Below are 24,949 nucleotides of genomic sequence, written 5' to 3'. Positions count from 1 at the left end.
ATGGGTGAGTTTAAAGGGTTTATGAAATATGAGAAACAATCATTAGCAGAATTGTCACTCATTGAACGTTTAGAAGGACACGAAGCGTTCCAACAACGATTTTCTAGAGAAGAAGCCTCTATTCAAGGGGCAAGATGTATGGATTGTGGAACGCCATTTTGTCAAACTGGACTTCCTTTCGGACGAGAAACAATTGGTTGTCCAATAGGAAATTATATACCTGAATGGAATGATTTAGTTTATCATCAAGACTTTAAAGAAGCATACGAACGTCTAAGTGAGACGAATAATTTTCCTGAATTTACAGGACGTATTTGTCCTGCACCATGCGAGCAATCATGTGTTATGAAAATTAATCGTGATTCTGTAGCAATTAAAGGTATCGAACGCACGATTATTGATGAAGCTTATGACAATGGATGGGTAAAACCAAAATATCCAAAAGAACACAAAAATCAGAGCGTGGCAATTGTTGGAAGCGGTCCTGCGGGATTAGCAGCTGCGGAAGAATTAAATCATTTAGGCTATCAAGTTACTGTCTTTGAAAGAGCAGCTGAGCCAGGTGGTTTATTAATGTATGGTATTCCAAATATGAAGTTAGACAAAACTGTGGTTCGACGTAGAATTGAAATCATGCGTGAGGCAGGTATTACTTTCAAGACAAATACTAATATCGGTGTAGATATAACACGTGATGAATTAGAAGAACAATTTGATGCGATTATATTATGTACTGGTGCTCAAAAAGCACGTGACTTGCCTTTAGAAGGTAGAATGGGACAAGGTATTCATTTTGCTATGGATTACCTTACCGAGCAAATGCAAGTTCTAAATGGTGAGATTGAAGAAGCTTCAATTACGGCTAAAGATAAAAATGTAATTGTTATAGGAGCAGGGGATACTGGAGCAGACTGCGTAGCAACTGCTTTACGCGAAAATTGTAAATCTATTGTACAGTTTAACAAGTATACAAAAGCACCAGAAGAAATTACATTTGAAAGTAACACGTCTTGGCCTTTAGCATTACCTGTATTTAAAATGGATTATGCTCATAAAGAATATGAAGCACGATTTGGAAGAGAGCCTCGTGCATATGGCGTTCAAACTATGCGATATGATGTAGATACGATGGGTAATATTCGCGGTGTTTATACCCAAATTTTAGAAGAAACACCTGAAGGTATGGTAGTGGTTGATGGTACAGAAAGACACTGGCCAGCAGATTTAGTATTATTATCAATCGGATTTGAAGGAACTGAAACAACAGTACCACGATCATTTGATATTAAAACTAAACAAAATAAAATTGTAGCAAATGAGCAGGATTATCGTACAAATCAAGAAAAAGTATTTGCTGCAGGAGATGCACGTCGTGGACAAAGTTTAGTTGTGTGGGCAATTAAAGAAGGACGAGCTGTAGCTAAATCAGTAGATCAATATCTCAAACAAAAAGTTTTAGCATAATAACATAAAAATATTGACTTCCAATGAATAATATTATATGATGGTTATTGTGTTCATTGGAGGAATACCCAAGTCCGGCTGAAGGGATCGGTCTTGAAAACCGACAGGGCCTTAACGGGCCGCGGGGGTTCGAATCCCTCTTCCTCCGCCATTATCATTAAAATCCAAGACTAATCAATATAAAGAAGATAAGCACTCAGTAACTTACTGAGTGCTTATTTTTATGTACTAAATTTTTAAAAAATCAAATCATTCAATGAATGAATTTTCTCGTCGACAAAATAAATAGTAATATTTTTGAATTGGTTTTTAACTTGAATGATTTATAAATAAATATACTATTTTACTTGCAACGTTAATACGTTTTATAGTATTATAAAACTTACCGTGCTAGGTGGGGAGGTAGCGGTTCCCTGTACTCGAAATCCGCTTTATGCGAGACTTAAATCCTTCGTTGAGGGTGTACTTTTGTGAAGTCTGCCCGAAGCACGAGGTGTTTGAAGATTTCGGTCCTATGCAATATGAACCCATGAATCATGTCAGGTCCTGACGGAAGCAGCATTAAGTGGACACTCATATGTGCCGTAGGGTAGCCGAGATTTAGCTATCGACTTCGGTAACGTTTATGATGTACACTCGATTCGAAGGTGCACGGTTATTTAATTTAAAATTAATCATTTCTATAAATAGATATACTTTACGAGTGACTTTAATTTAAAGTCACTCCTTTTTTATATAAACTATAGAAGAACTTAGAATACAGATAAAGATTCTTAAATCATTTAAATAAGTTGTTATCGAACAACTATAAACATCATACTTATATACAGATATTCAAAATAGGCATGTTGAGAAAAACAAACACCCTAAATTATTTTTATAATGAGGGTTATGGGTGTATACACTGATACATTTACTCAATTCATTTAATAGAAATATGATTAGAAACATGTTAATTATAGGGGGAAGTTATGCAAGTTTATTTAAGTACTTTAACTGAAATGGATTATATCGAGACTTTAGAAAAACTTGAAAAACATTATACTAATAACAAAGGTTTAGATGGTAAATCACATAGTAAAATAATTTCTAATTTAAGAAAACAATCTACATATAATTATGAATTAGAAGTTATTGCGAAAAAAGAAGATGGGGACATTATAGGGCACATCATGCTAAATGAAGTGAATCTCATTGATAATGAAGATACATTTAAAGTATTACAATTATCTTCTTTGATTGTAGCAACATCTTATCGAAACCAAGGTATAGGAAAAGCTTTAGTGCAAGCTGTAGAAGAGCGTGCGAAAGCTCATCATTATACTGCTATTATTGTAGATGATTGTCCTGAGTATTTTACAGCGTTAGGTTATGTATCAGCGGCACAACATCATATTATATCGAAAAATGATGATAAGTCTCTTTATGTGAAATTCTTGTGGGATCAATTAAGTGAATATCCACATGGGAAACTACAACCAATATCATAGAAGTATAAAAAATTAATATATCAAAGATATTGCATGATATAATTGATAAGTAATTGTATTGGAGGTGCGACTGTGAATTATCAAGCTTTATATCGAATGTTTAGACCTCAAAGTTTTAATGATGTTGTAGGTCAAGAACATGTCACTAAAACATTGAGAAATGCTATTTCAAAAGGAAAGCAATCTCATGCATATATTTTTAGTGGCCCAAGAGGAACTGGTAAAACAAGTATAGCTAAAGTGTTTGCTAAAGCTATTAACTGTTTAAATCCCCATGATGGTGAACCTTGTAATGAGTGTGCAGTATGTAAAGGCATTACACAAGGAACAAATGGTGACGTTATTGAAATTGATGCTGCTAGTAATAACGGTGTTGATGAAATTAGAAATATTAGAGATAAAGTTAAATACGCACCTAGTGAATCAAAATATAAGGTTTATATTATAGATGAAGTTCATATGCTTACAACAGGTGCTTTTAATGCTTTATTAAAAACATTAGAAGAACCTCCAGCACACGCTATTTTTATTTTAGCAACAACAGAACCGCATAAAATACCACCTACGATTATTTCACGTGCACAACGTTTTGATTTTAAAGCGATTAGTACCGAACAAATTGTCGAACGATTACGTTTTGTTGCACAAGAACAATCACTAGATTATGAGGAAGCGGCATTAGAATTTATTGCTAAAGCATCAGAAGGTGGTATGCGTGATGCATTAAGCATTATGGACCAAGCAATTGCTTTTGGAGATGAGCATCTTACCTTACAAGATGTATTAGACGTAACGGGTAGTGTAGATGAAGCATCGCTTAATGAATTATTTAACGATATCGTTAATGGAAATGTAAAAGAAGCATTTTCTCGTTATCATCACTTTGTATCTGAAGGTAAAGAAGTAAATAGACTTATTAATGATATGATTTATTTCGTAAGAGATACGATTATGAATAAAACAATCAATGAACAAACAAGTTACGATGCCTTAACTCAATTTGATTTAGAAACGTTATATCATATGATAGATATTATAAATGATACGCTCGTTTCTATTAGATTTAGTGTGAATCAGAATGTACACTTTGAAGTGTTATTAGTTAAATTAGCTGAAATGGTGAAAACAAATCCTACGAAAGTAGAAAATGTAGCAACAACGCCTGTTGCTACAGAACCTAATAATGAAGTGTTATTACAAAGAATGGAACAACTTGAAAATGAGTTAAAAACTCTAAAAGCACAAGGTATTTCACAGAGTAATAAAAAGCACACACAAACAAACACACATTCTAGAAATAAACGTCAAAGTAAAGCGGCATTTTCTATGACGCAGATAGCTAAAGTGTTAGATGAAGCAAATAAAGAAGATATTCAACTACTTAAAGAACATTGGCAAGAAGTAATTGATTATGCTAAAAGTAATGATAAAAAATCTTTAGTCAGCTTATTGCAAAACTCAATTCCAGTAGCAGCAAGTAGAAAACGTGTATTAATTCAATTTGATGAAGAAATACATTGTGAAATTGTTAATAAAGATGAAGAAAAAAGGAAAAACATTGAAAACGTCGTTTGTAATATCATTGATAAAAACGTTGAAGTAGTAGGTGTCCCTTCAGATCAATGGATGAGAGTGAGAAGCGAGTATATTAATCATAGAAAACAAAATGATCATCATTCTTCTGAAAGTACAAAAGATAATACTAAAGAGGAAACGTCTGATATTGCTCAAAAAGCGAGAGATTTATTTGGTGAAGATACTGTGAATATTATAGATGAATAATAAAATATATCAGTTTGTTTATAAGGTAAGTTGAATGAGTCATACATGACAATAAATATAAACGTATGTATAATGAAATATAAATTATAATAAAATTAATGTGAAAATTTAAGGAGGAAATGAATGATGCGCGGTGGCGGAAATATGCAACAAATGATGAAGCAAATGCAAAAAATGCAAAAGAAAATGGCACAAGAACAAGAAAAACTTAAAGACGAACGTATTGTAGGAACAGCTGGTGGCGGTATGGTTGCCGTAACTGTAACTGGTCATAAAGAAGTTGTAGATGTAGAAATTAAAGAAGAAGCAGTAGATCCAGATGATATCGAAATGTTACAAGATTTAGTTTTAGCTGCAACAAATGAAGCAATGAATAAAGCAGATAATTTAACGCAAGAACGATTAGGTAAACATACTCAAGGCTTAAATATTCCAGGAATGTAGGTTAAGTATGCATTATCCTGAACCGATTTCAAAACTTATAGATAGTTTTATGAAACTGCCAGGCATTGGTCCCAAGACGGCTCAACGTCTGGCTTTTTATACATTAGACATGAAAGAAGACGATGTCGTAAAATTTGCTAAAGCCTTAGTAGATGTTAAGCGAGAACTTACCTATTGTAGTATTTGCGGTCATATTACTGAAAAAGATCCGTGTTACATTTGTGAAGATAAACAAAGGGATCGTTCAATTATTTGTGTGGTTGAAGATGATAAAGATGTTATTGCAATGGAAAAAATGAGAGAGTATAAAGGCCTTTATCATGTATTACATGGATCTATCTCTCCAATGGATGGTATAGGACCTGAAGATATCAATATACCCACACTTATTGATAGATTAAAAGATGAAGAAGTTAAAGAACTTATATTAGCTATGAATCCAAACTTAGAAGGTGAATCGACCGCCATGTATATTTCAAGACTTGTAAAACCTATTGGAATAAAAGTAACGCGTCTTGCACAAGGATTATCAGTTGGTGGCGATTTAGAGTATGCTGATGAAGTAACGCTTTCTAAAGCAATTGCTGGTAGAACCGAAATGTAAATTTTTATGTGCTATTTATAGTAGATGAGTATTGAATAGCGAGGATATTCCGCCTTCAACAATACTAAATCACACTGTAAATAGCTTTTTTTAAAATTATTTTAAAAAATGTAAATTTTTAAAAGTTTGTTTTATGAGATAAAAGTAATGTAAAAAAAGTTATAAACTGAAAGAAAACAACTTTAATATTAACTATTAACAAATTATTTTATATAATGTTCGTGTTTTGTGGGTTAGTCTCTATCTTTCGCTCTTTGTAGTGTAATTTTTACCGTTGTACATTTGGGAGAAACCCTGTATAGTATTTATTTGTTGAGCGAAACAAATCAACGAACATTAAACACACAAAAAAATTAATTTAAAAAAGTTGTTGACTTTCATATCGATAGCGAGTATAATTAATTCTTGTGTTGAAGAAATGAACATTGAAAACTGAATGACAATATGTCAACGTTAATTCCAATAAAGTAACTTAAATGTTACAAACACTATTTAGTATTATGAGCTAATCAAACATCATAAATTTTTATGGAGAGTTTGATCCTGGCTCAGGATGAACGCTGGCGGCGTGCCTAATACATGCAAGTCGAGCGAACAGACGAGGAGCTTGCTCCTTTGACGTTAGCGGCGGACGGGTGAGTAACACGTAGGTAACCTACCTATAAGACTGGGATAACTTCGGGAAACCGGAGCTAATACCGGATAATATTTCGAACCGCATGGTTCGATAGTGAAAGATGGCTTTGCTATCACTTATAGATGGACCTGCGCCGTATTAGCTAGTTGGTAAGGTAACGGCTTACCAAGGCAACGATACGTAGCCGACCTGAGAGGGTGATCGGCCACACTGGAACTGAGACACGGTCCAGACTCCTACGGGAGGCAGCAGTAGGGAATCTTCCGCAATGGGCGAAAGCCTGACGGAGCAACGCCGCGTGAGTGATGAAGGTCTTCGGATCGTAAAACTCTGTTATTAGGGAAGAACAAACGTGTAAGTAACTGTGCACGTCTTGACGGTACCTAATCAGAAAGCCACGGCTAACTACGTGCCAGCAGCCGCGGTAATACGTAGGTGGCAAGCGTTATCCGGAATTATTGGGCGTAAAGCGCGCGTAGGCGGTTTTTTAAGTCTGATGTGAAAGCCCACGGCTCAACCGTGGAGGGTCATTGGAAACTGGAAAACTTGAGTGCAGAAGAGGAAAGTGGAATTCCATGTGTAGCGGTGAAATGCGCAGAGATATGGAGGAACACCAGTGGCGAAGGCGACTTTCTGGTCTGTAACTGACGCTGATGTGCGAAAGCGTGGGGATCAAACAGGATTAGATACCCTGGTAGTCCACGCCGTAAACGATGAGTGCTAAGTGTTAGGGGGTTTCCGCCCCTTAGTGCTGCAGCTAACGCATTAAGCACTCCGCCTGGGGAGTACGACCGCAAGGTTGAAACTCAAAGGAATTGACGGGGACCCGCACAAGCGGTGGAGCATGTGGTTTAATTCGAAGCAACGCGAAGAACCTTACCAAATCTTGACATCCTTTGACCCTTCTAGAGATAGAAGTTTCCCCTTCGGGGGACAAAGTGACAGGTGGTGCATGGTTGTCGTCAGCTCGTGTCGTGAGATGTTGGGTTAAGTCCCGCAACGAGCGCAACCCTTAAGCTTAGTTGCCATCATTAAGTTGGGCACTCTAAGTTGACTGCCGGTGACAAACCGGAGGAAGGTGGGGATGACGTCAAATCATCATGCCCCTTATGATTTGGGCTACACACGTGCTACAATGGACAATACAAAGGGCAGCGAAACCGCGAGGTCAAGCAAATCCCATAAAGTTGTTCTCAGTTCGGATTGTAGTCTGCAACTCGACTACATGAAGCTGGAATCGCTAGTAATCGTAGATCAGCATGCTACGGTGAATACGTTCCCGGGTCTTGTACACACCGCCCGTCACACCACGAGAGTTTGTAACACCCGAAGCCGGTGGAGTAACCATTTGGAGCTAGCCGTCGAAGGTGGGACAAATGATTGGGGTGAAGTCGTAACAAGGTAGCCGTATCGGAAGGTGCGGCTGGATCACCTCCTTTCTAAGGATATATTCGGAACATCTCGTAGAGATGATACGGAATAACGTGACATATTGTATTCAGTTTTGAATGTTTATTTTTAAACATTCATGATTAATTGAATATTGCATTGACTATTATATTTTGTTATAATACTTAATTGTGATTATTAATTAATGACATTGTACATTGAAAACTAGATAAGTAAGTAAATAGATTTTACCAAGCAAAACCGAGTGAATAGAGTTTTAAATAAGCTTGAATTCATAAAAAATAATCGCTAGTGTTCGAAAGAACACTCACAGATTAATAACTATATTAGATTAAGTTATTAAGGGCGCACGGTGGATGCCTTGGCACTAGAAGCCGATGAAGGACGTTACTAACGACGATATGCTTTGGGTAGCTGTAAGTAAGCGTTGATCCAGAGATTTCCGAATGGGGGAACCCAACACAAGTTATGTTGTGTTATCGACAAGTGAATTCATAGCTTGTCAGAAGGCAGACCCGGAGAACTGAAACATCTTAGTACCCGGAGGAAGAGAAAGAAAATTCGATTCCCTGAGTAGCGGCGAGCGAAACGGGAAGAGCCCAAACCAATAAGCTTGCTTATTGGGGTTGTAGGACACTCTATACGGAGTTACAAAGGAATATATTAAACGAATCATCTGGAAAGTTGAATCAAAGAAGGTAATAATCCTGTAGTTGAAAATATATTCTCTCTTGAGTGGATCCTGAGTACGACGGAGCACGTGAAATTCCGTCGGAATCTGGGAGGACCATCTCCTAAGGCTAAATACTCTCTAGTGACCGATAGTGAACCAGTACCGTGAGGGAAAGGTGAAAAGTACCCCGGAAGGGGAGTGAAAGAGAACTTGAAACCGTGTGCTTACAAGTAGTCAGAGCCCGTTAATGGGTGATGGCGTGCCTTTTGTAGAATGAACCGGCGAGTTACGATCTGATGCAAGGTTAAGCAGAAAATGTGGAGCCGTAGCGAAAGCGAGTCTGAATAGGGCGTATAGTATTTGGTTGTAGACCCGAAACCAGGTGATCTACCCATGGTCAGGTTGAAGTTCAGGTAACACTGAATGGAGGACCGAACCGACTTACGTTGAAAAGTGAGCGGATGAACTGTGGGTAGCGGAGAAATTCCAATCGAACTTGGAGATAGCTGGTTCTCTCCGAAATAGCTTTAGGGCTAGCCTCAAGTGATGATTATTGGAGGTAGAGCACTGTTTGGACGAGGGGCCCCTCTCGGGTTACCGAATTCAGACAAACTCCGAATGCCAATTAATTTAACTTGGGAGTCAGAACATGGGTGATAAGGTCCGTGTTCGAAAGGGAAACAGCCCAGACCACCAGCTAAGGTCCCAAAATATATGTTAAGTGGAAAAGGATGTGGCGTTGCCCAGACAACTAGGATGTTGGCTTAGAAGCAGCCATCATTTAAAGAGTGCGTAATAGCTCACTAGTCGAGTGACACTGCGCCGAAAATGTACCGGGGCTAAACATATTACCGAAGCTGTGGATTGTCCTTTGGACAATGGTAGGAGAGCGTTCTAAGGGCGTTGAAGCATGATCGCAAGGACATGTGGAGCGCTTAGAAGTGAGAATGCCGGTGTGAGTAGCGAAAGACGGGTGAGAATCCCGTCCACCGATTGACTAAGGTTTCCAGAGGAAGGCTCGTCCGCTCTGGGTTAGTCGGGTCCTAAGCTGAGGCCGACAGGCGTAGGCGATGGATAACAGGTTGATATTCCTGTACCACCTATAATCGTTTTAATCGATGGGGGGACGCAGTAGGATAGGCGAAGCGTACGATTGGATTGTACGTCTAAGCAGTGAGATTGAGTGTTAGGCAAATCCGGCACTCTTAAGATTGAGCTGTGATGGGGAGAGGAAATTGTTTCCTCGAGTCGTTGATTTCACACTGCCGAGAAAAGCCTCTAGATAGAGATTAGGTGCCCGTACCGCAAACCGACACAGGTAGTCAAGATGAGAATTCTAAGGTGAGCGAGCGAACTCTCGTTAAGGAACTCGGCAAAATGACCCCGTAACTTCGGGAGAAGGGGTGCTCTTTAGGGTGCAAGCCCAGAAGAGCCGCAGTGAATAGGCCCAAGCGACTGTTTATCAAAAACACAGGTCTCTGCTAAACCGTAAGGTGATGTATAGGGGCTGACGCCTGCCCGGTGCTGGAAGGTTAAGAGGAGTGGTTAGCTTCTGCGAAGCTACGAATCGAAGCCCCAGTAAACGGCGGCCGTAACTATAACGGTCCTAAGGTAGCGAAATTCCTTGTCGGGTAAGTTCCGACCCGCACGAAAGGCGTAACGATTTGGGCACTGTCTCAACGAGAGACTCGGTGAAATCATAGTACCTGTGAAGATGCAGGTTACCCGCGACAGGACGGAAAGACCCCGTGGAGCTTTACTGTAGCCTGATATTGAAATTCGGCACAGCTTGTACAGGATAGGTAGGAGCCTTTGAAACGTGAGCGCTAGCTTACGTGGAGGCGTTGGTGGGATACTACCCTAGCTGTGTTGGCTTTCTAACCCGCACCACTTATCGTGGTGGGAGACAGTGTCAGGCGGGCAGTTTGACTGGGGCGGTCGCCTCCTAAAAGGTAACGGAGGCGCTCAAAGGTTCCCTCAGAATGGTTGGAAATCATTCATAGAGTGTAAAGGCATAAGGGAGCTTGACTGCGAGACCTACAAGTCGAGCAGGGTCGAAAGACGGACTTAGTGATCCGGTGGTTCCGCATGGAAGGGCCATCGCTCAACGGATAAAAGCTACCCCGGGGATAACAGGCTTATCTCCCCCAAGAGTTCACATCGACGGGGAGGTTTGGCACCTCGATGTCGGCTCATCGCATCCTGGGGCTGTAGTCGGTCCCAAGGGTTGGGCTGTTCGCCCATTAAAGCGGTACGCGAGCTGGGTTCAGAACGTCGTGAGACAGTTCGGTCCCTATCCGTCGTGGGCGTAGGAAATTTGAGAGGAGCTGTCCTTAGTACGAGAGGACCGGGATGGACATACCTCTGGTGTACCAGTTGTCGTGCCAACGGCATAGCTGGGTAGCTATGTATGGACGGGATAAGTGCTGAAAGCATCTAAGCATGAAGCCCCCCTCAAGATGAGATTTCCCAACTTCGGTTATAAGATCCCTCAGAGATGATGAGGTTAATAGGTTCGAGGTGGAAGCGTGGTGACACGTGGAGCTGACGAATACTAATCGATCGAAGACTTAATCAATTTTTTCAAGTTTTGCGACGCAAATCTTTACTTACTATCTAGTTTTGAATGTATAATCATTCATTTGTCTGGTGACAATGGCAAGGAGGTCACACCTGTTCCCATGCCGAACACAGAAGTTAAGCTCCTTAGCGCCGATGGTAGTTGGACTGACGTTCCGCTAGAGTAGGACGTTGCCAGGCAAATCATTGTATGGATGCGATGAGCTGATATTGAGACCGTGAGGTCTCTTTTTTTATGTCGAAATTTAGAAAAAGTGCTGGGAGCTAATGAATTGAGAAGAGATCAAACAACAGAAATTGTAGCGTTTCTTTTATTTTTTTAAATTATCTATTAAAATAGGAGATATTTAAAGATATATGAGGAGAAGACTTAATTGAAATTACCTATCACTCAAAAACTTGATGATTTAATTCATCATCATGCTATCTCATTACATGTTCCAGGACATAAAAATATGACTATCGGTTATTTAGATGCATTATCTTTGAAAATGGATATGACTGAAATCACGGGTCTAGATGATTTACACCATCCAGAAAATACTATTTTAGAAAGTATGAATCGTGTGAATAAGCATCCTAATTATGATGCTTATTATTTAGTTAATGGTACAACTTCAGGCATTTTATCAGTTATACAAGCATTTACTCATATAAAAGGTCGTTATCTAATTAGCCGTAATGTACATAAATCAGTTTTTAATGCTTTAGATTTAACTCAACAGTCTGCAGATATTTTGCCTATGTACAGAAGTGATAAAAGTTACCAGTATTTAGCGCCTTTGATTGATACTAAAATGTTACGACATCAAAAACTCGCTGTCGTTACTTATCCAAATTATTATGGAGAATGCTTTGATATCAATCAGTGTGTTAAACAATTTCACGATTACAATATACCTGTTTTAATTGATGAGGCTCATGGTGCCCATTTTAATTTGAAACACTTTCCTAAATCAGCTTTAGAATCAGAAGCTGACTATGTTGTTCAATCGTATCACAAAACTTTGCCTACGCTTACTATGGGATCAGTATTATTTATTCATAAAAATGCACCTTTGAAAGATGAAGTTATTAAATATTTAGGTATTTTTCAAACTTCTAGTCCATCTTATTTAGTAATGTCGAGCATTGAACTAGCGCATCAATTTTATAATTCTTATGACAGTAGTCTCTTTTTCGAAAAAAGAAAACAATTTATTGAAACGTTAAGACAACAGCATTTTGAAGTTATTGAAGTCGAGGATCCATTAAAGCTTATTGTTCGAGCAAATGGGCATACGGGTTTTGAAGTACAACGTTATTTTGAAAAGAATCATATTTATATTGAATTAGCTGATGATTATCAAATACTCATTGTCTTACCATTGTGGCATTTTAATGATAGATATCCTTTCGAAACATTACTGCATAGAATAAAAACTATAAAATTACCTAAAAAAGCAAAAGAAAAGCTAGAGCCGGTTTTATTGCCGCTAGAAAAAAGTGTTTATGTATCAAAGTATATTAATCATGCATATTGGATAAATATTAATAAAGCACAAGATAAAGTATTAGCTCAACATATTGTGCCTTATCCTCCTGGAATTCCTGTGTTTTGGAAAGGAGAAAAAGTGACTAAAAATATGATAAAATTGATGCAATATTATCTTTCACATAGTGTACGTGTTGAAGGTATTAAAAACGATAAAATATTAGTTAAGGATGAATAATATGGCTGCATTTATAACGTTTGAAGGGCCTGAAGGTTCTGGGAAAACTACAGTGTTAAATCAGATTAATAAGTTGTTATCTGAAAATTATAATGTTATTTCTACTAGAGAACCAGGTGGAGTATCTACGGGGGAAGAAATACGTAATATCTTACTAGATGGTGAAAATATTGATATACGTACAGAAGCATTGTTATTTGCAGCATCTAGAAGAGAACATTTGGTTGAAAAAGTGATACCCGCTTTAAAAAATAATAAAGTAGTCTTATGTGATCGATATATTGACAGTTCTTTAGCATATCAAGGGCATGCACGGGGTATAGGTATAGAAGAAGTTAAAAAAATAAATGAATTTGCAATTAATGGACTTTATCCAGATTTAACAATTTATCTTGATATTGATGCTGAAGTGGGGAGAGAACGAATACTAAAAAATCAAAGAAGTCAGAATCGATTAGATAAAGAAACACTAACTTTTCATCAAAAAGTAATTGAGGGATATAAAACATTAATTAAAACTAATCCTGAGCGTTTTAAAGTAATTGATGCTACACAAAACATCGAAAGTGTCGTAAGTGATACTTATGAGATCATTTTAAGTTACTTAAAAAACTTATGATATAATAATATGGAGAGGTGTATTAAAATGAAAATGATTATAGCGATCGTTCAAGATCAAGATAGTCAAGAACTTTCAGACCAACTCGTAAAAAACAATTTTAGAGCTACTAAACTAGCAACAACTGGTGGCTTCTTAAGAGCAGGAAATACAACATTCTTATGTGGTGTAGATGATGAACGTGTTGATGAAGCGTTAACCGTCATTGATAATACGTGTGGTAATAGAGATCAACTTGTTTCACCAATGACGCCAATGGGTGGTAGTGCAGACTCTTACATACCTTATCCTGTTGAAGTTGAAGTTGGAGGCGCTACAGTATTTGTAATGCCAGTAGAAAAATTCCACAGATTCTAAGCTTAATTTAACAATTAAATAAAGTTTTAAAAGATAATTTTCAAAGAGCCTGAAACATATTTTTTATGTTATCGGCTCTTTATCATATACATCATAATTAATTGCTAAATGATAAATGCGACTGAAAAATTTAATGATATAATTTTAAAATGAACTATGAATAGGGAGTATGCAAATATGGAGGAATTACAAAAATTAGCTAATGCTTTTCATTCGAATAAATTATCACATGCCTATTTATTTGAAGGTGATGATGCACAATCAATGAAACATGTAGCAATGGAATTTGCACAACTTATTCTTTGTAATGGAAATGAACAATGTGAGTTGAAATTGCGTAATTTTAATCATCCTGATTTTACATATATATCCTCTGAAGAATCTACTATAAAAAAAGAACAAATTGAACAACTTGTACGCCAAATGAACCAATTACCTATTGAAGGTACATATAAAGTTTATATCATAGAAGACTTTGAAAAGTTAACAGTTCAAGGTGAAAATAGTATCTTAAAATTTTTAGAGGAACCTCCAGAAAATACTATTGCAATTTTAATTTCTACTAAACCAGAACAAATATTAAATACGATTCACTCTAGATGTCAACATATGTATTTTAAACCGAGTGACAAATCGCATTTTATCGATAAACTTGTTGATAATGGTATGAATCGGGCTATTGCTGAAATGTTAAGTTCATATACGACACAAATTGAGGTAGCCAAAGACCTTAATGAAGAGTATGATTTAATTGAATTAAGAAAAGTAATCGTTCATTGGTGCGAATTATTATTAACAAATAAACCAATGGCCTTGATTGGTGTTATTGATGTGTTAAAAAATGCTAAAAATCGAAAACTACAACTTCTTACTTTGTCTGTTATCAATGCTTTTTTTGAAGATATGATGCATGCTAAAGTCGGAATTGAGAACAATTTCATTTTTACTGATCTTAAACCACTAATTAAGGAATACACAACACGATTAACACTTAATCAAATGATATTAATGTATGATCAAATTACAGAAGCACATAAAAAATTGATACAGAATGTGAATCCGATGCTCGTATTTGAACAAATCGTAATTAAAGGTGTGAGTTAAATGCCAAATGTAGTAGGTGTGCAATTTCAAAAAGCAGGTAAATTGGAATATTATGCGCCGAATGATTTAAAATTAGACAGTGAAGACTGGGTTGTAGTCGAATCTAAACGAGGCATTGAAATAGGTATAGTAAAGTTAGCTTCAAAATGTGTAAATGATGAAGATGTGACATTACCGTTAAAAGATATTCTACGTATTGCAACTGAAGAAGATATACAACAATACAATCAAAATGAAGAAGATGCAGAGCAAGCACTAATTTTATGTAAACAGTTAGTGAAAGATCAAGACTTAGATATGCGCTTAGTGAATTGTGAGTATACTTTAGATAAATCGAAAGTCATTTTTAATTTTACTGCTGATGATCGTATCGATTTTAGAAAGTTAGTGAAAGTATTAGCTCAAAATTTAAGAACACGTATTGAACTTAGACAAATTGGCGTTCGTGATGAAGCAAAACTCCTAGGTGGAATTGGGCCATGTGGACGTTCATTATGTTGTTCAACATTTTTAGGAGATTTTCAACCGGTATCTATCAAAATGGCAAAAGATCAAAATTTATCATTAAATCCAACTAAAATTTCTGGTGCATGTGGACGTTTAATGTGTTGTCTTAAATATGAAAATGATTATTATGAGGAAGCTCGTGCACAATTACCAGATGTAGGCGATGAAATTCATACACCGGAAGGTACTGGACAAGTTGTAGGATTAAATATATTAGATATTTCGATGCAAGTGAAGATTGATGGTTTAGAGCAACCTTTAGAATATAAAATGGAGGAATTAGCTACATTTAATTAAGGAGAGTGTCTTTCTTTTGAATCGCAATGATTTATTCGAAAAAATTGTAAAATTAGAAAGTAACGTTAATGTATTAACTCAAGAGATGACTGAACTTAAATCTTTAGCTATTCAATTGATAGAAGAAAATGTAACGTTACAAGTAGAAAACGATAATTTAAAAGCGCTAATGGCTAAAAGTGAACAAGATGTTGAATCAACAAAAGTCAATAGTGAAAGTCAACATAATAAAAAATCAAATGAAAATGACTTTAAAAGTGCAATTAAAAATGTAAAAAAACCTTTACCAAGTAAAGACAATTTAGCTGTTTTGTATAGTGAAGGTTTTCATATTTGTAATGGCGAATTATTTGGTAAACATCGTTATGGTGAAGATTGTTTATTATGCATGAATGTTTTAAATAGTTAAATCCACAACAAAGAATGATAAATGGATGGTATAATTTTAATTTTTAGGAGAGATGAATTTCAACACAATAAAATTTCAGATTTTGTGTTGTGATACATCTCTTTTTTAGGAGATAACATATATGTTGAAGGAACAAGAAAGATTAGATGATTTAATTAAGGAGAACTTAAAAATCATTCAAAATGATGAGGTGTTTTCTTTTTCTACTGATGCACTTTTATTAGCACATTTTACTAAAGTACGAAAAAATGATAGCATTCTAGACTTGTGTGCCGGAAATGGTGTTATTGCTTTATTATTATCTGCAAAAAGTCATCAAAAAATAGAAAGTATTGAAATTCAAGAACAGTTGGCAGACATGGCTCAACGAAGCTTTAAATATAATCGATTAGAAGAGCGTTTATCTATGCATAATATGGATTTAAAAGATGTGTATCAAACGTTTAAACCCTCTCAGTTTACATTAATAACCTGTAACCCGCCTTACTTTAAACGTAATCAACTTCATCAACACCAAAAAGAAGCACATAAAATAGCACGACATGAAATTATGTGTAGTTTAGAAGATTGCATGTTTGCAGCACGGCATTTATTAAAACAGGGTGGACGTCTAGTTATGGTTCATCGTGCTGAACGACTTATGGATGTATTAACTGAAATGAGACAAGCTAATATCGAACCTAAACGTATTGTATTTATTTATAGTAAGCATGGTAAATCAGCAGTCACTATTGTTGTTGAAGGAAGAAAAAATGGTAATCAAGGTCTAGAGATTGCACCACCATTTTATATTTACAATGAAAATGGCGAATATAGTGAGCAAATGAAAGAGGTTTATTATGGGTAGTCACTTTGTATATATCGTACGTTGCAGTGATAACAGTTTATATACAGGGTATACGAATAATATTGAGGCACGTATAAATAAACACAATGCTGGGAAAGGTGCTAAATATACAAAAATAAGACGTCCGGTAGTGTTAGTATATCAAGAAATGTACGAGACAAAATCAGAAGCTTTACGTAGAGAATATGAAATTAAGACATTTACAAGACAAAGAAAACTAAAATTGATTGAGGAGGGATAATATGGCAACTTTATACTTAGTAGGGACACCGATAGGTAATTTAAGTGACATTACATTTCGAGCAATCGAAACGTTAAAACAGGTAGATATCATTGCGTGTGAAGATACGAGAGTAACTAAAAAGTTATGTAACCACTATGATATTACTACTCCATTAAAATCATATCATGAACATAATAAAGAGCAACAGACAGATTATTTAATTCAATTACTTAAAGAAGAAAATAATATTGCGCTTGTATCAGATGCAGGGTTGCCGTTAATTAGCGATCCAGGATATGAACTTGTTGTTGAAGCACATAAACATAACATTGCTGTAGAAACCATTCCAGGACCTAATGCAGGATTAACTGCACTAATGGCAAGTGGTTTACCTTCATTTACATATACTTTTTTAGGCTTCTTGCCACGAAAAGAAAAAGAAAAAGTGAATATTTTATCTCAACGAATGTATCAAGATAGTACTTTAATCATTTATGAGTCTCCATTTAGAGTGATTGATACACTAAAAGCGATTATTAAAGTAGATTCAAGAAGACGTGTAGCAGTAGGTCGTGAACTTACTAAAAAATTTGAACAAGTGGTTATGTTTGAAGTATCACAATTATTAGAAGCAATTGAAAATCAAGAGATTCCACAAAAGGGAGAATTTGTGATTTTAATTGAGGGGGCCAAAGCTCAAGAAACAAAACAATGGTTTGAAGATGTAACGATTATAGATCATGTTAATCATTATATTGAGACTCAAAATTTAAAACCTAAGAAAGCGATAAAAGTAGTCGCAGAAGAACGACAGATGAAAACAAGTGAGATTTATGATATTTATCATAATATTAAATCGTAAAATTAATAAAAACTTGTATCATAGTGATAGAAAAATACCATAAAATATTAATTTATGGTAATGTTAATAAGATACGACAATGTATATTCTATATGGGTTATAATGAATAAGATAGATGTTTTATGATGATGTGTCGTCACAAACGTTATATTAAATATTCATTAGAAAATAATTAAAAATTTAGATAAAATTTAAAGTGAACTAGTCATTAAGACATGAACGAAAGGGAGGACTACTGATGGCGAAAGAAACATTTTATATTACAACCCCTATTTATTATCCTAGTGGTAATCTGCATATCGGTCACGCATATTCTACAGTTGCTGGTGATGTAATTGCACGATATAAACGTATGCAAGGATATGATGTTCGTTATCTTACAGGTACAGACGAACATGGTCAAAAAATCCAAGAAAAAGCGCAAAAAGCAGGAAAAACAGAATTAGAGTATTTAGATGAAATGATTGCTGGAATCAAACGTTTATGGGCTAAATTGGAAATCTCAAATGATGATTTTATTAGAACTACAGAAGAACGTCATAAACAAGTGGTAGAAAAAGTATTTGAACGTTTATTAAAACAAGGTGATATTTATCTTGGTGAATATGAGGGATGGTATTCTGTCCCTGATGAAACGTATTATACTGAATCTCAACTTGTAGACCCTGTTTACGAAAATGGTAAAATCGCAGGTGGTAAAAGTCCAGATTCTGGACATGAAGTTGAATTAGTTAAAGAAGAAAGTTATTTCTTTAATATTAATAAATATACAGATCGTTTATTAGAATTTTACGATGCTAATCCTGATTTTATTCAACCTCCATCTAGAAAAAATGAAATGATTAATAACTTTATTAAACCAGGATTAGAAGACTTAGCAGTTTCACGTACGTCATTTGATTGGGGGGTAAGAGTTCCATCTAACCCTAAACATGTAGTTTATGTATGGATTGATGCTTTAGTAAACTATATTTCTTCTCTTGGATATTTATCAGATGATGATTCATTATTCCAAAAATATTGGCCAGCAGATGTACATTTAATGGCAAAAGAAATTGTTCGTTTCCATTCTATTATTTGGCCTATCTTACTTATGGCTCTTGATTTACCTTTACCGAAAAAAGTATTCGCGCACGGATGGATTTTAATGAAAGATGGAAAAATGAGTAAATCTAAAGGTAATGTAGTAGATCCTAATGTTCTCATTGATCGTTATGGTTTAGATGCTACACGCTATTACTTAATGCGTGAATTACCATTCGGATCTGACGGCGTATTTACTCCGGAGGCATTTGTTGAACGTACTAATTTCGACTTAGCAAATGATTTAGGTAACTTAGTTAACCGTACGATTTCTATGATTAATAAATATTTCCAAGGAGAGCTCCCTGCATATCAAGGACCAAAACATGAATTGGATGAAGATATGGAAGCATTAGCACTTGAAACTGTGAAGAACTTTCATGACAATATGGAAAGTTTCCAATTCTCAGTAGCATTATCTACAGTTTGGAAGTTAATAAGTCGAACAAATAAATATATCGATGAAACCACTCCATGGGTTTTAGCTAAAGATGAAAGTCAAAAAGATATGTTAGGAAATGTAATGGCACACTTAGTTGAAAATATTCGTTTTGCGACTGTATTATTGCGTCCATTCTTAACACATGCGCCTAAAGAAATTTTCAAACAATTGAATATTAATAATTCAGATTTATACGAATTATCAAGTTTAGAGCATTATGGTGCATTACAAGAACCAATTATGGTTACTGAAAAACCTTCTCCAATCTTCCCAAGATTAGATTCAGAGGATGAAATTGCATTTATTAAAGAATCAATGCAACCACCTAAATCTAATGAAGATGATAAAGAAGAAGTACCAAGTAAATCGCAAATTGATATTAAAGATTTTGATAAAGTTGAAATTAAAGCTGCAACTGTTATTGATGCAGAAAATGTACCGAAATCAGATAAATTATTAAAAATACAAGTTGATTTAGGAGCAGAACAACGTCAGATTGTTTCAGGTATTGCGAAATTCTATCGTCCAGAAGATATTATTGGTAAAAAAGTGGCTGTTGTAACTAACCTAAAGCCAGCAAAATTAATGGGTCACAAATCTGAAGGTATGATATTATCAGCTGAAAAAGATAAAGTATTAACGTTAGTAAGCTTACCGAGTGCAATTCCAAATGGTGCAATTATAAAATAAATATAGCCGTTAGGAGAGATAAAATGTTAATAGATACACATGTTCATTTAAATGACGAACAATATGATGAAGATTTAAGTGAAGTGATATCTCGTGCAAGAGAAGCAGGCGTTGACCGTATGTTTGTCGTGGGATTTGATACTAAGACAATTGAACGTACTATGGAACTGATTGATGAATATGACTTTATTTATGGTATTATCGGTTGGCATCCTGTAGATGCAATAGATTTTACTGAAGAACGTTTAGAATGGATTGAATCATTAGCTCAGCATCCTAAAATTATCGGTATTGGAGAAATGGGATTAGATTATCATTGGGATAAATCTCCAGCTGATGTTCAAAAAGAAGTGTTTAGAAAGCAAATTGCTTTAGCTAAACGCGTTAAGTTACCTATTGTCATTCATAATCGTGAAGCAACTCAAGATTGTGTAGATATTTTAATGGAAGAACATGCAGAAGAAGTTGGAGGCATTATGCATAGTTTTAGTGCATCACCTGAAATTGCAGATGTCATTATTAATAAACTTAATTTCTATGTGTCATTAGGCGGACCAGTCACATTCAAAAATGCAAAACAACCTAAAGAGGTCGCTAAACATGTTCCAATGGATCGCTTATTAGTTGAAACAGATGCACCTTATTTATCTCCACATCCTTATAGAGGAAAACGTAATGAACCTGAACGTGTCACGCTTGTTGCACAACAAATTGCAGATTTACGTGATATGACATACGAAGAGGTATGTCGTCAAACTACAGAAAATGCAGAAAGATTATTTAACTTAAATTAATAATCCTCAGTATGAGAAAGATGTAAAACATCATCTATCGTAATGCTATCTAATAGTGAATGACGATAATATGTGCATCTTTCTCATTTTTTATAGTATAACCGTTATAATAGAAATGAGATTAAGTGAAAGGTAATGGTAAATGAATATGAGAATAAATGAATTTATCGTTGTCGAAGGCAGAGATGACACAGAACGAGTTAAAACAGCTGTGGAATGTGATACGATTGAAACAAATGGAAGTGCCATTAATAGAGAAACGTTAGCAGTGATTCAGAATGCTCAAGAAACAAGAGGCGTGATTGTATTAACTGATCCTGACTTTCCAGGTGATAGAATTAGAAATATTATTACTGAACACGTACCAGGAGTTAAACATGCCTATGTCGATCGTGAAAAAGCGAAAAATAAGCGTGGAAAAATTGGGATAGAACATACACATCCTGAAGATATAAAGAAAGCCTTAATGCATGTGAGTTCTCCTTTTGAAGAAGGAGAGGAGTCGATAGATAAAAGTGTATTAATTGATTTAGGTTTAATTATTGGTAAAGATGCGAGACGTAAGAGAGAGATACTTGGACGTAAATTGCATATTGGACATTCTAATGGCAAACAATTACTAAAAAAATTAAATGCTTTTGGTTATACTGAAGAAGACGTACGACGTGCATTATCAATGGATAAGGAGAATAATTAAAGATGGATAGAAAAGATATAGCTACACCTTCTAGAACAAAAGAACTATTAAATCAATTTGACTTTAATTTTAAGAAAAGCTTAGGTCAAAATTTCTTAGTAGATGTTAATATTATTCATAAAATTATTGATGCAAGTCATATTGATAAGTCGACAGGTGTAATTGAAGTGGGCCCTGGTATGGGCTCATTAACAGAACAACTCGCTAAAAGTGCTAAAAAAGTGTTGTCATTTGAAATCGATCAACGTCTAATTCCAGTTTTAAAAGAAACACTTCATCCCTACGACAATGTAACAATTATAAATGAAGATATATTAAAAGCTGATATAGCTGCATCTGTGAACACGTATTTAAATGATTGCGATAAAATTATGGTAGTAGCGAATTTACCTTACTATATTACGACTCCGATTTTACTTAATTTAATGCAACAAGATATTCCCATTGATGGTTATGTAGTGATGATGCAAAAAGAAGTTGGAGAGCGTTTAAATGCAGAAGTAGGTACAAAAGCATATGGTTCTTTATCTATTGTGACTCAATATTACACAGAAACGAGTAAAGTACTCACTGTCCCTAAATCAGTGTTTATGCCGCCACCAAATGTTGACTCGATTGTTGTAAAATTGATGCAAAGAGAGGAACCTCTTGTTTCAGTAGACGATGAACAAGCTTTCTTTAAACTTGCAAAAGCTGCTTTTGCTCAAAGACGTAAAACGATTAATAATAACTATCAGAATTTCTTTAAAGATGGTAAAAAATATAAATCACAAATTCATCAATGGTTAGAAAACGCAAATATTGATCCTAAACGTCGTGGAGAAACCCTTTCTATACAAGATTTTGCACGATTGTATGAAGAAAAGAAAAATTTCCCAGAATTAGAAAATTAAATTGTTGACAAAGTGTCGCTACCTTGATAAAATTTAAATTTTATTTGACATATTACTTCAAAATGTGATATTATGTAACCTGTAGCGAGGTGGAGCAATATGCCAAAATCAATTTTGGACATCAAAAATTCTATTGATTGTCATTTAGGAAATCGTATTGTACTTAAAGCCAACGGTGGTCGAAAAAAAACAATCGAACGTTGTGGAGTGTTAAAAGAGACATATCCTTCAGTATTTATTGTTGAATTAGATCAAGATAAGCATAATTTTGAAAGAGTGTCGTATACATATACGGATGTTCTTACAGAGAATGTACAAGTTTCATTTGAAGAGGATAATCATCAAGAAGTAGTTGCACACTAAATTCGAACATATAAATATAGAGTTGTTTAGTGTACTACAAACTCTATCATTAAAAACATATTGGGTGTTGGGCTGTTTAAGTTCAACACTCTTTTTAATTCTTAATCTCTTTTAATAAAATAATAATTTAAATAAATCAAGATTTGCAGTTGAAATTAAGATCATTTATCTCCTAATTTATTAACTTTTAATTATAATTTATAATGTAACTATCAAATATTTTAAGTCTTTATGTTAAAATCATTTTAATACTATTGATGAAGAGAGGGCGGAAAAATGATATATGAAACGGCACCAGCCAAAATTAATTTGACGCTCGATACACTTTTCAAAAGAAATGATGGTTACCATGAAATTGCTATGATAATGACAACAGTAGATCTGAATGATAGATTGTCTTTTCAGAAAAGAAATGATAATAAAATTGTTGTAGATATAGAACATAACTATGTTACTAATAATCATAAAAATCTCGCCTACCAAGCAGCTAAACTGATGATGGAAACATATCAACTTAAACAAGGCGTCACGATTTCGATTGATAAAGATATTCCGGTTTCTGCTGGATTAGCTGGGGGATCAGCTGATGCTGCTGCTACGATGCGAGGAATTAATCGTTTATATGAATTAGGCGCATCTTTAGAAACACTAAGCCAATTAGGCCTTCAAATTGGGACAGATGTTCCATTTTGCATCTATAATAAAACTGCTATATGTAAAGGGAGAGGCGAAAAAATTAAATTTCTAGACAAACCTCCTTCTGCATGGGTGGTATTAGCAAAACCTAATCTTGGAATATCTTCTCCAGATATTTTTAAAGAACTTAATTTGAAAGATGATTATGATGTACATACAGAAATGTGTGAAGAAGCGATTAGACAGGGAGATTATATGAAATTGTGTAAGAGTTTATCTAATCGTTTAGAAACCGTTTCTATGTCCATGTATCCAGAAATTAAAAAAATTAAAAATAATATGTTGCGTTGTGGTGCTGATGGAGCACTAATGAGTGGGAGTGGACCTACTGTATATGCATTCGCTCAAAAGGAGAGCCAAGCAAAGAAAGTATATAATGCTGTAAATGGCTGTTGTAACGAAGTGTATTTAGTAAGATTATTAGGATAGAAAGGCTGGAACTTATGAGGTATAAAAGAAGTGAACGTATTGTCTTTATGACACAATATTTAATGAACCATCCAAATCAGTTAATTCCATTAACTTTTTTCGTGAAAAAATTTAAACAAGCAAAGTCATCGATTAGTGAAGACGTTCAAATCATCAAAAATACGTTCCAAAAAGAAAAATTAGGAACTGTAATTACAACAGCTGGCGCAAGCGGCGGTGTAACCTATAAACCAATGATGAGCAAAGAAGAAGCAATCGAAATTATAGAAGAAATCATTACGATGCTACAAGAAAAAGAGCGCTTATTACCAGGTGGATATTTATTTTTATCGGATTTAGTTGGGAACCCATCATTACTTAATAAAGTAGGGAAACTCATTGCTAGTATTTACATGGATGAGAAACTAGATGCAGTAGTGACGATCGCAACGAAAGGGATATCACTTGCCAATGCAGTAGCAAACGTATTAAATTTACCTGTAGTAGTTATTAGAAAAGACAATAAAGTTACTGAAGGTTCTACGGTTTCCATTAACTATGTTTCAGGCTCATCAAGAAAAATTGAAACGATGGTCTTATCGAAACGCACATTAGCCGAAAACTCAAATGTGTTAGTTGTAGATGACTTTATGAGAGCAGGCGGTTCAATAAATGGTGTAATGAATCTTATGAATGAGTTTAAAGCAGAGGTGAAAGGGGTATCTGTACTAGTAGAATCAAAAGAAGTAAAACAAAGATTGATTGAGGATTATACTTCTTTAGTCAAATTATCAGATGTTGACGAATATAATCAAGAATTTAAAGTTGAACCTGGTAATATCTTGTCTAAATTTTCTTAAAA

21 protein-coding genes, 1 tRNA gene, 3 rRNA genes and 1 other RNA gene are annotated in these 24,949 nt (G+C 35.1%); all 26 read left to right on the top strand.

What is annotated here, in order from left to right:
• The 26 genes from MHI13_RS10760 to purR all read left to right on the top strand — a co-directional run bounded on the left by MHI13_RS10760 (position 1) and on the right by purR (position 24,947).
• On the top strand, positions 1 to 1,464 hold the full coding sequence (locus MHI13_RS10760) for a glutamate synthase subunit beta (protein ID WP_049382436.1): 1,464 nt from the start codon (positions 1 to 3) through the stop codon (positions 1,462 to 1,464).
• A 58-nt stretch (positions 1,465 to 1,522) separates the two neighbouring features.
• Positions 1,523 to 1,615, top strand: a tRNA-Ser gene (locus tag MHI13_RS10755).
• 234 nt (positions 1,616 to 1,849) lie between these two features.
• An RNA gene (ffs, locus tag MHI13_RS10750) (signal recognition particle sRNA large type) lies at positions 1,850 to 2,119 on the top strand.
• Positions 2,120 to 2,435: 316 nt separating this feature from the next.
• Complete coding sequence (locus MHI13_RS10745) at positions 2,436 to 2,954, top strand: GNAT family N-acetyltransferase (protein WP_054105584.1); 519 nt, start codon at positions 2,436 to 2,438, stop codon at positions 2,952 to 2,954.
• A 72-nt stretch (positions 2,955 to 3,026) separates the two neighbouring features.
• Positions 3,027 to 4,736, top strand: coding sequence for a DNA polymerase III subunit gamma/tau (dnaX, locus tag MHI13_RS10740; protein ID WP_017175207.1), 1,710 nt, complete (start codon positions 3,027 to 3,029; stop codon positions 4,734 to 4,736).
• Positions 4,737 to 4,862: 126 nt separating this feature from the next.
• A complete protein-coding gene (locus tag MHI13_RS10735; protein ID WP_002447964.1) occupies positions 4,863 to 5,180 on the top strand; it encodes a YbaB/EbfC family nucleoid-associated protein in 318 nt (105 codons plus the stop codon).
• A gap of 7 nt (positions 5,181 to 5,187) precedes the next feature.
• Complete coding sequence (gene recR, locus MHI13_RS10730; protein ID WP_002447967.1) at positions 5,188 to 5,784, top strand: recombination mediator RecR; 597 nt, start codon at positions 5,188 to 5,190, stop codon at positions 5,782 to 5,784.
• Positions 5,785 to 6,309: 525 nt separating this feature from the next.
• Positions 6,310 to 7,860, top strand: a 16S ribosomal RNA gene (locus tag MHI13_RS10725).
• 300 nt (positions 7,861 to 8,160) lie between these two features.
• Positions 8,161 to 11,082: ribosomal RNA gene (locus MHI13_RS10720) — 23S ribosomal RNA — on the top strand.
• Between the two features lie 67 nt (positions 11,083 to 11,149).
• Positions 11,150 to 11,264, top strand: a 5S ribosomal RNA gene (rrf, locus tag MHI13_RS10715).
• The 16S, 23S and 5S rRNA genes sit together here, the layout of an rRNA operon.
• Positions 11,265 to 11,458: 194 nt before the next feature.
• Positions 11,459 to 12,796 carry an aminotransferase class V-fold PLP-dependent enzyme gene (locus MHI13_RS10710; protein WP_070519375.1) on the top strand — a complete coding sequence of 446 codons (1,338 nt, stop codon included), beginning with the start codon at positions 11,459 to 11,461 and terminating at the stop codon, positions 12,794 to 12,796.
• A 1-nt stretch (position 12,797) separates the two neighbouring features.
• Positions 12,798 to 13,415, top strand: coding sequence for a dTMP kinase (gene tmk, locus MHI13_RS10705; protein WP_049415672.1), 618 nt, complete (start codon positions 12,798 to 12,800; stop codon positions 13,413 to 13,415).
• A 27-nt stretch (positions 13,416 to 13,442) separates the two neighbouring features.
• Positions 13,443 to 13,772 (top strand): cyclic-di-AMP receptor, encoded by a 330-nt coding sequence (locus MHI13_RS10700; protein WP_002455851.1) that lies wholly within the window; start codon positions 13,443 to 13,445, stop codon positions 13,770 to 13,772.
• Positions 13,773 to 13,949: 177 nt separating this feature from the next.
• Positions 13,950 to 14,876 carry a DNA polymerase III subunit delta' C-terminal domain-containing protein gene (locus tag MHI13_RS10695; RefSeq protein WP_019835402.1) on the top strand — a complete coding sequence of 309 codons (927 nt, stop codon included), beginning with the start codon at positions 13,950 to 13,952 and terminating at the stop codon, positions 14,874 to 14,876.
• A complete protein-coding gene (locus tag MHI13_RS10690) occupies positions 14,877 to 15,680 on the top strand; it encodes a PSP1 domain-containing protein (RefSeq protein WP_017176431.1) in 804 nt (267 codons plus the stop codon).
• Between the two features lie 16 nt (positions 15,681 to 15,696).
• Positions 15,697 to 16,089, top strand: a complete 393-nt coding sequence (yabA, locus tag MHI13_RS10685; protein WP_017176430.1) for a DNA replication initiation control protein YabA — start codon at positions 15,697 to 15,699, stop codon at positions 16,087 to 16,089.
• A 121-nt stretch (positions 16,090 to 16,210) separates the two neighbouring features.
• Positions 16,211 to 16,936 (top strand): tRNA1(Val) (adenine(37)-N6)-methyltransferase, encoded by a 726-nt coding sequence (locus MHI13_RS10680; RefSeq protein WP_019835400.1) that lies wholly within the window; start codon positions 16,211 to 16,213, stop codon positions 16,934 to 16,936.
• On the top strand, positions 16,929 to 17,177 hold the full coding sequence (locus tag MHI13_RS10675) for a GIY-YIG nuclease family protein (protein WP_017176428.1): 249 nt from the start codon (positions 16,929 to 16,931) through the stop codon (positions 17,175 to 17,177). Before MHI13_RS10680 ends, MHI13_RS10675 begins: the two co-directional genes overlap by 8 nt.
• Position 17,178: 1 nt before the next feature.
• Positions 17,179 to 18,021, top strand: coding sequence for a 16S rRNA (cytidine(1402)-2'-O)-methyltransferase (gene rsmI / locus MHI13_RS10670; RefSeq protein ID WP_019835399.1), 843 nt, complete (start codon positions 17,179 to 17,181; stop codon positions 18,019 to 18,021).
• Positions 18,022 to 18,259: 238 nt separating this feature from the next.
• Positions 18,260 to 20,236: a methionine--tRNA ligase gene (gene metG, locus MHI13_RS10665; protein WP_017176426.1), complete on the top strand. Its 1,977-nt coding sequence runs from the start codon at positions 18,260 to 18,262 to the stop codon at positions 20,234 to 20,236.
• A gap of 23 nt (positions 20,237 to 20,259) precedes the next feature.
• The gene (locus tag MHI13_RS10660) at positions 20,260 to 21,030 is read left to right on the top strand and encodes a TatD family hydrolase (protein WP_017176425.1); all 771 of its coding nucleotides are present in this window, start codon (positions 20,260 to 20,262) and stop codon (positions 21,028 to 21,030) included.
• A gap of 148 nt (positions 21,031 to 21,178) precedes the next feature.
• Positions 21,179 to 21,727 (top strand): ribonuclease M5, encoded by a 549-nt coding sequence (gene rnmV, locus MHI13_RS10655; RefSeq protein ID WP_025987191.1) that lies wholly within the window; start codon positions 21,179 to 21,181, stop codon positions 21,725 to 21,727.
• A gap of 2 nt (positions 21,728 to 21,729) precedes the next feature.
• A complete protein-coding gene (gene rsmA / locus MHI13_RS10650; protein WP_019835397.1) occupies positions 21,730 to 22,620 on the top strand; it encodes a 16S rRNA (adenine(1518)-N(6)/adenine(1519)-N(6))-dimethyltransferase RsmA in 891 nt (296 codons plus the stop codon).
• A gap of 99 nt (positions 22,621 to 22,719) precedes the next feature.
• A complete protein-coding gene (gene veg, locus MHI13_RS10645) occupies positions 22,720 to 22,983 on the top strand; it encodes a biofilm formation stimulator Veg (protein WP_002449940.1) in 264 nt (87 codons plus the stop codon).
• A 276-nt stretch (positions 22,984 to 23,259) separates the two neighbouring features.
• Entirely contained in the window at positions 23,260 to 24,108 is an 849-nt protein-coding gene (ispE, locus tag MHI13_RS10640; protein ID WP_054105268.1) for a 4-(cytidine 5'-diphospho)-2-C-methyl-D-erythritol kinase, read from the top strand.
• A gap of 14 nt (positions 24,109 to 24,122) precedes the next feature.
• Positions 24,123 to 24,947 (top strand): pur operon repressor, encoded by an 825-nt coding sequence (gene purR, locus MHI13_RS10635; RefSeq protein ID WP_002449943.1) that lies wholly within the window; start codon positions 24,123 to 24,125, stop codon positions 24,945 to 24,947.
• Positions 24,948 to 24,949: the final 2 nt, after the last annotated feature.

The organism is Staphylococcus sp. FSL K6-0223 (assembly GCF_038008285.1).
This window is presented reverse-complemented; position numbering and strand designations above follow the sequence as displayed.

What these genes read in the sequence shown, in the direction of transcription:
- MHI13_RS10690 (WP_017176431.1), top strand. Translation starts at nt 14,877, where the DNA reads ATGCCAAATGTAGTAGGTGTGCAATTTCAAAAAGCAGGTAAATTGGAA.
- MHI13_RS10660 (WP_017176425.1), top strand. Translation starts at nt 20,260, where the DNA reads ATGTTAATAGATACACATGTTCATTTAAATGACGAACAATATGATGAA.
- metG (WP_017176426.1), top strand. Translation starts at nt 18,260, where the DNA reads ATGGCGAAAGAAACATTTTATATTACAACCCCTATTTATTATCCTAGT.
- purR (WP_002449943.1), top strand. Translation starts at nt 24,123, where the DNA reads ATGAGGTATAAAAGAAGTGAACGTATTGTCTTTATGACACAATATTTA.
- MHI13_RS10700 (WP_002455851.1), top strand. Translation starts at nt 13,443, where the DNA reads ATGAAAATGATTATAGCGATCGTTCAAGATCAAGATAGTCAAGAACTT.
- MHI13_RS10760 (WP_049382436.1), top strand. Translation starts at nt 1, where the DNA reads ATGGGTGAGTTTAAAGGGTTTATGAAATATGAGAAACAATCATTAGCA.
- MHI13_RS10695 (WP_019835402.1), top strand. Translation starts at nt 13,950, where the DNA reads ATGGAGGAATTACAAAAATTAGCTAATGCTTTTCATTCGAATAAATTA.
- recR (WP_002447967.1), top strand. Translation starts at nt 5,188, where the DNA reads ATGCATTATCCTGAACCGATTTCAAAACTTATAGATAGTTTTATGAAA.
- veg (WP_002449940.1), top strand. Translation starts at nt 22,720, where the DNA reads ATGCCAAAATCAATTTTGGACATCAAAAATTCTATTGATTGTCATTTA.
- MHI13_RS10745 (WP_054105584.1), top strand. Translation starts at nt 2,436, where the DNA reads ATGCAAGTTTATTTAAGTACTTTAACTGAAATGGATTATATCGAGACT.
- MHI13_RS10675 (WP_017176428.1), top strand. Translation starts at nt 16,929, where the DNA reads ATGGGTAGTCACTTTGTATATATCGTACGTTGCAGTGATAACAGTTTA.
- rsmA (WP_019835397.1), top strand. Translation starts at nt 21,730, where the DNA reads ATGGATAGAAAAGATATAGCTACACCTTCTAGAACAAAAGAACTATTA.
- MHI13_RS10680 (WP_019835400.1), top strand. Translation starts at nt 16,211, where the DNA reads ATGTTGAAGGAACAAGAAAGATTAGATGATTTAATTAAGGAGAACTTA.
- ispE (WP_054105268.1), top strand. Translation starts at nt 23,260, where the DNA reads ATGATATATGAAACGGCACCAGCCAAAATTAATTTGACGCTCGATACA.
- tmk (WP_049415672.1), top strand. Translation starts at nt 12,798, where the DNA reads ATGGCTGCATTTATAACGTTTGAAGGGCCTGAAGGTTCTGGGAAAACT.
- rnmV (WP_025987191.1), top strand. Translation starts at nt 21,179, where the DNA reads ATGAGAATAAATGAATTTATCGTTGTCGAAGGCAGAGATGACACAGAA.
- rsmI (WP_019835399.1), top strand. Translation starts at nt 17,179, where the DNA reads ATGGCAACTTTATACTTAGTAGGGACACCGATAGGTAATTTAAGTGAC.
- MHI13_RS10735 (WP_002447964.1), top strand. Translation starts at nt 4,863, where the DNA reads ATGCGCGGTGGCGGAAATATGCAACAAATGATGAAGCAAATGCAAAAA.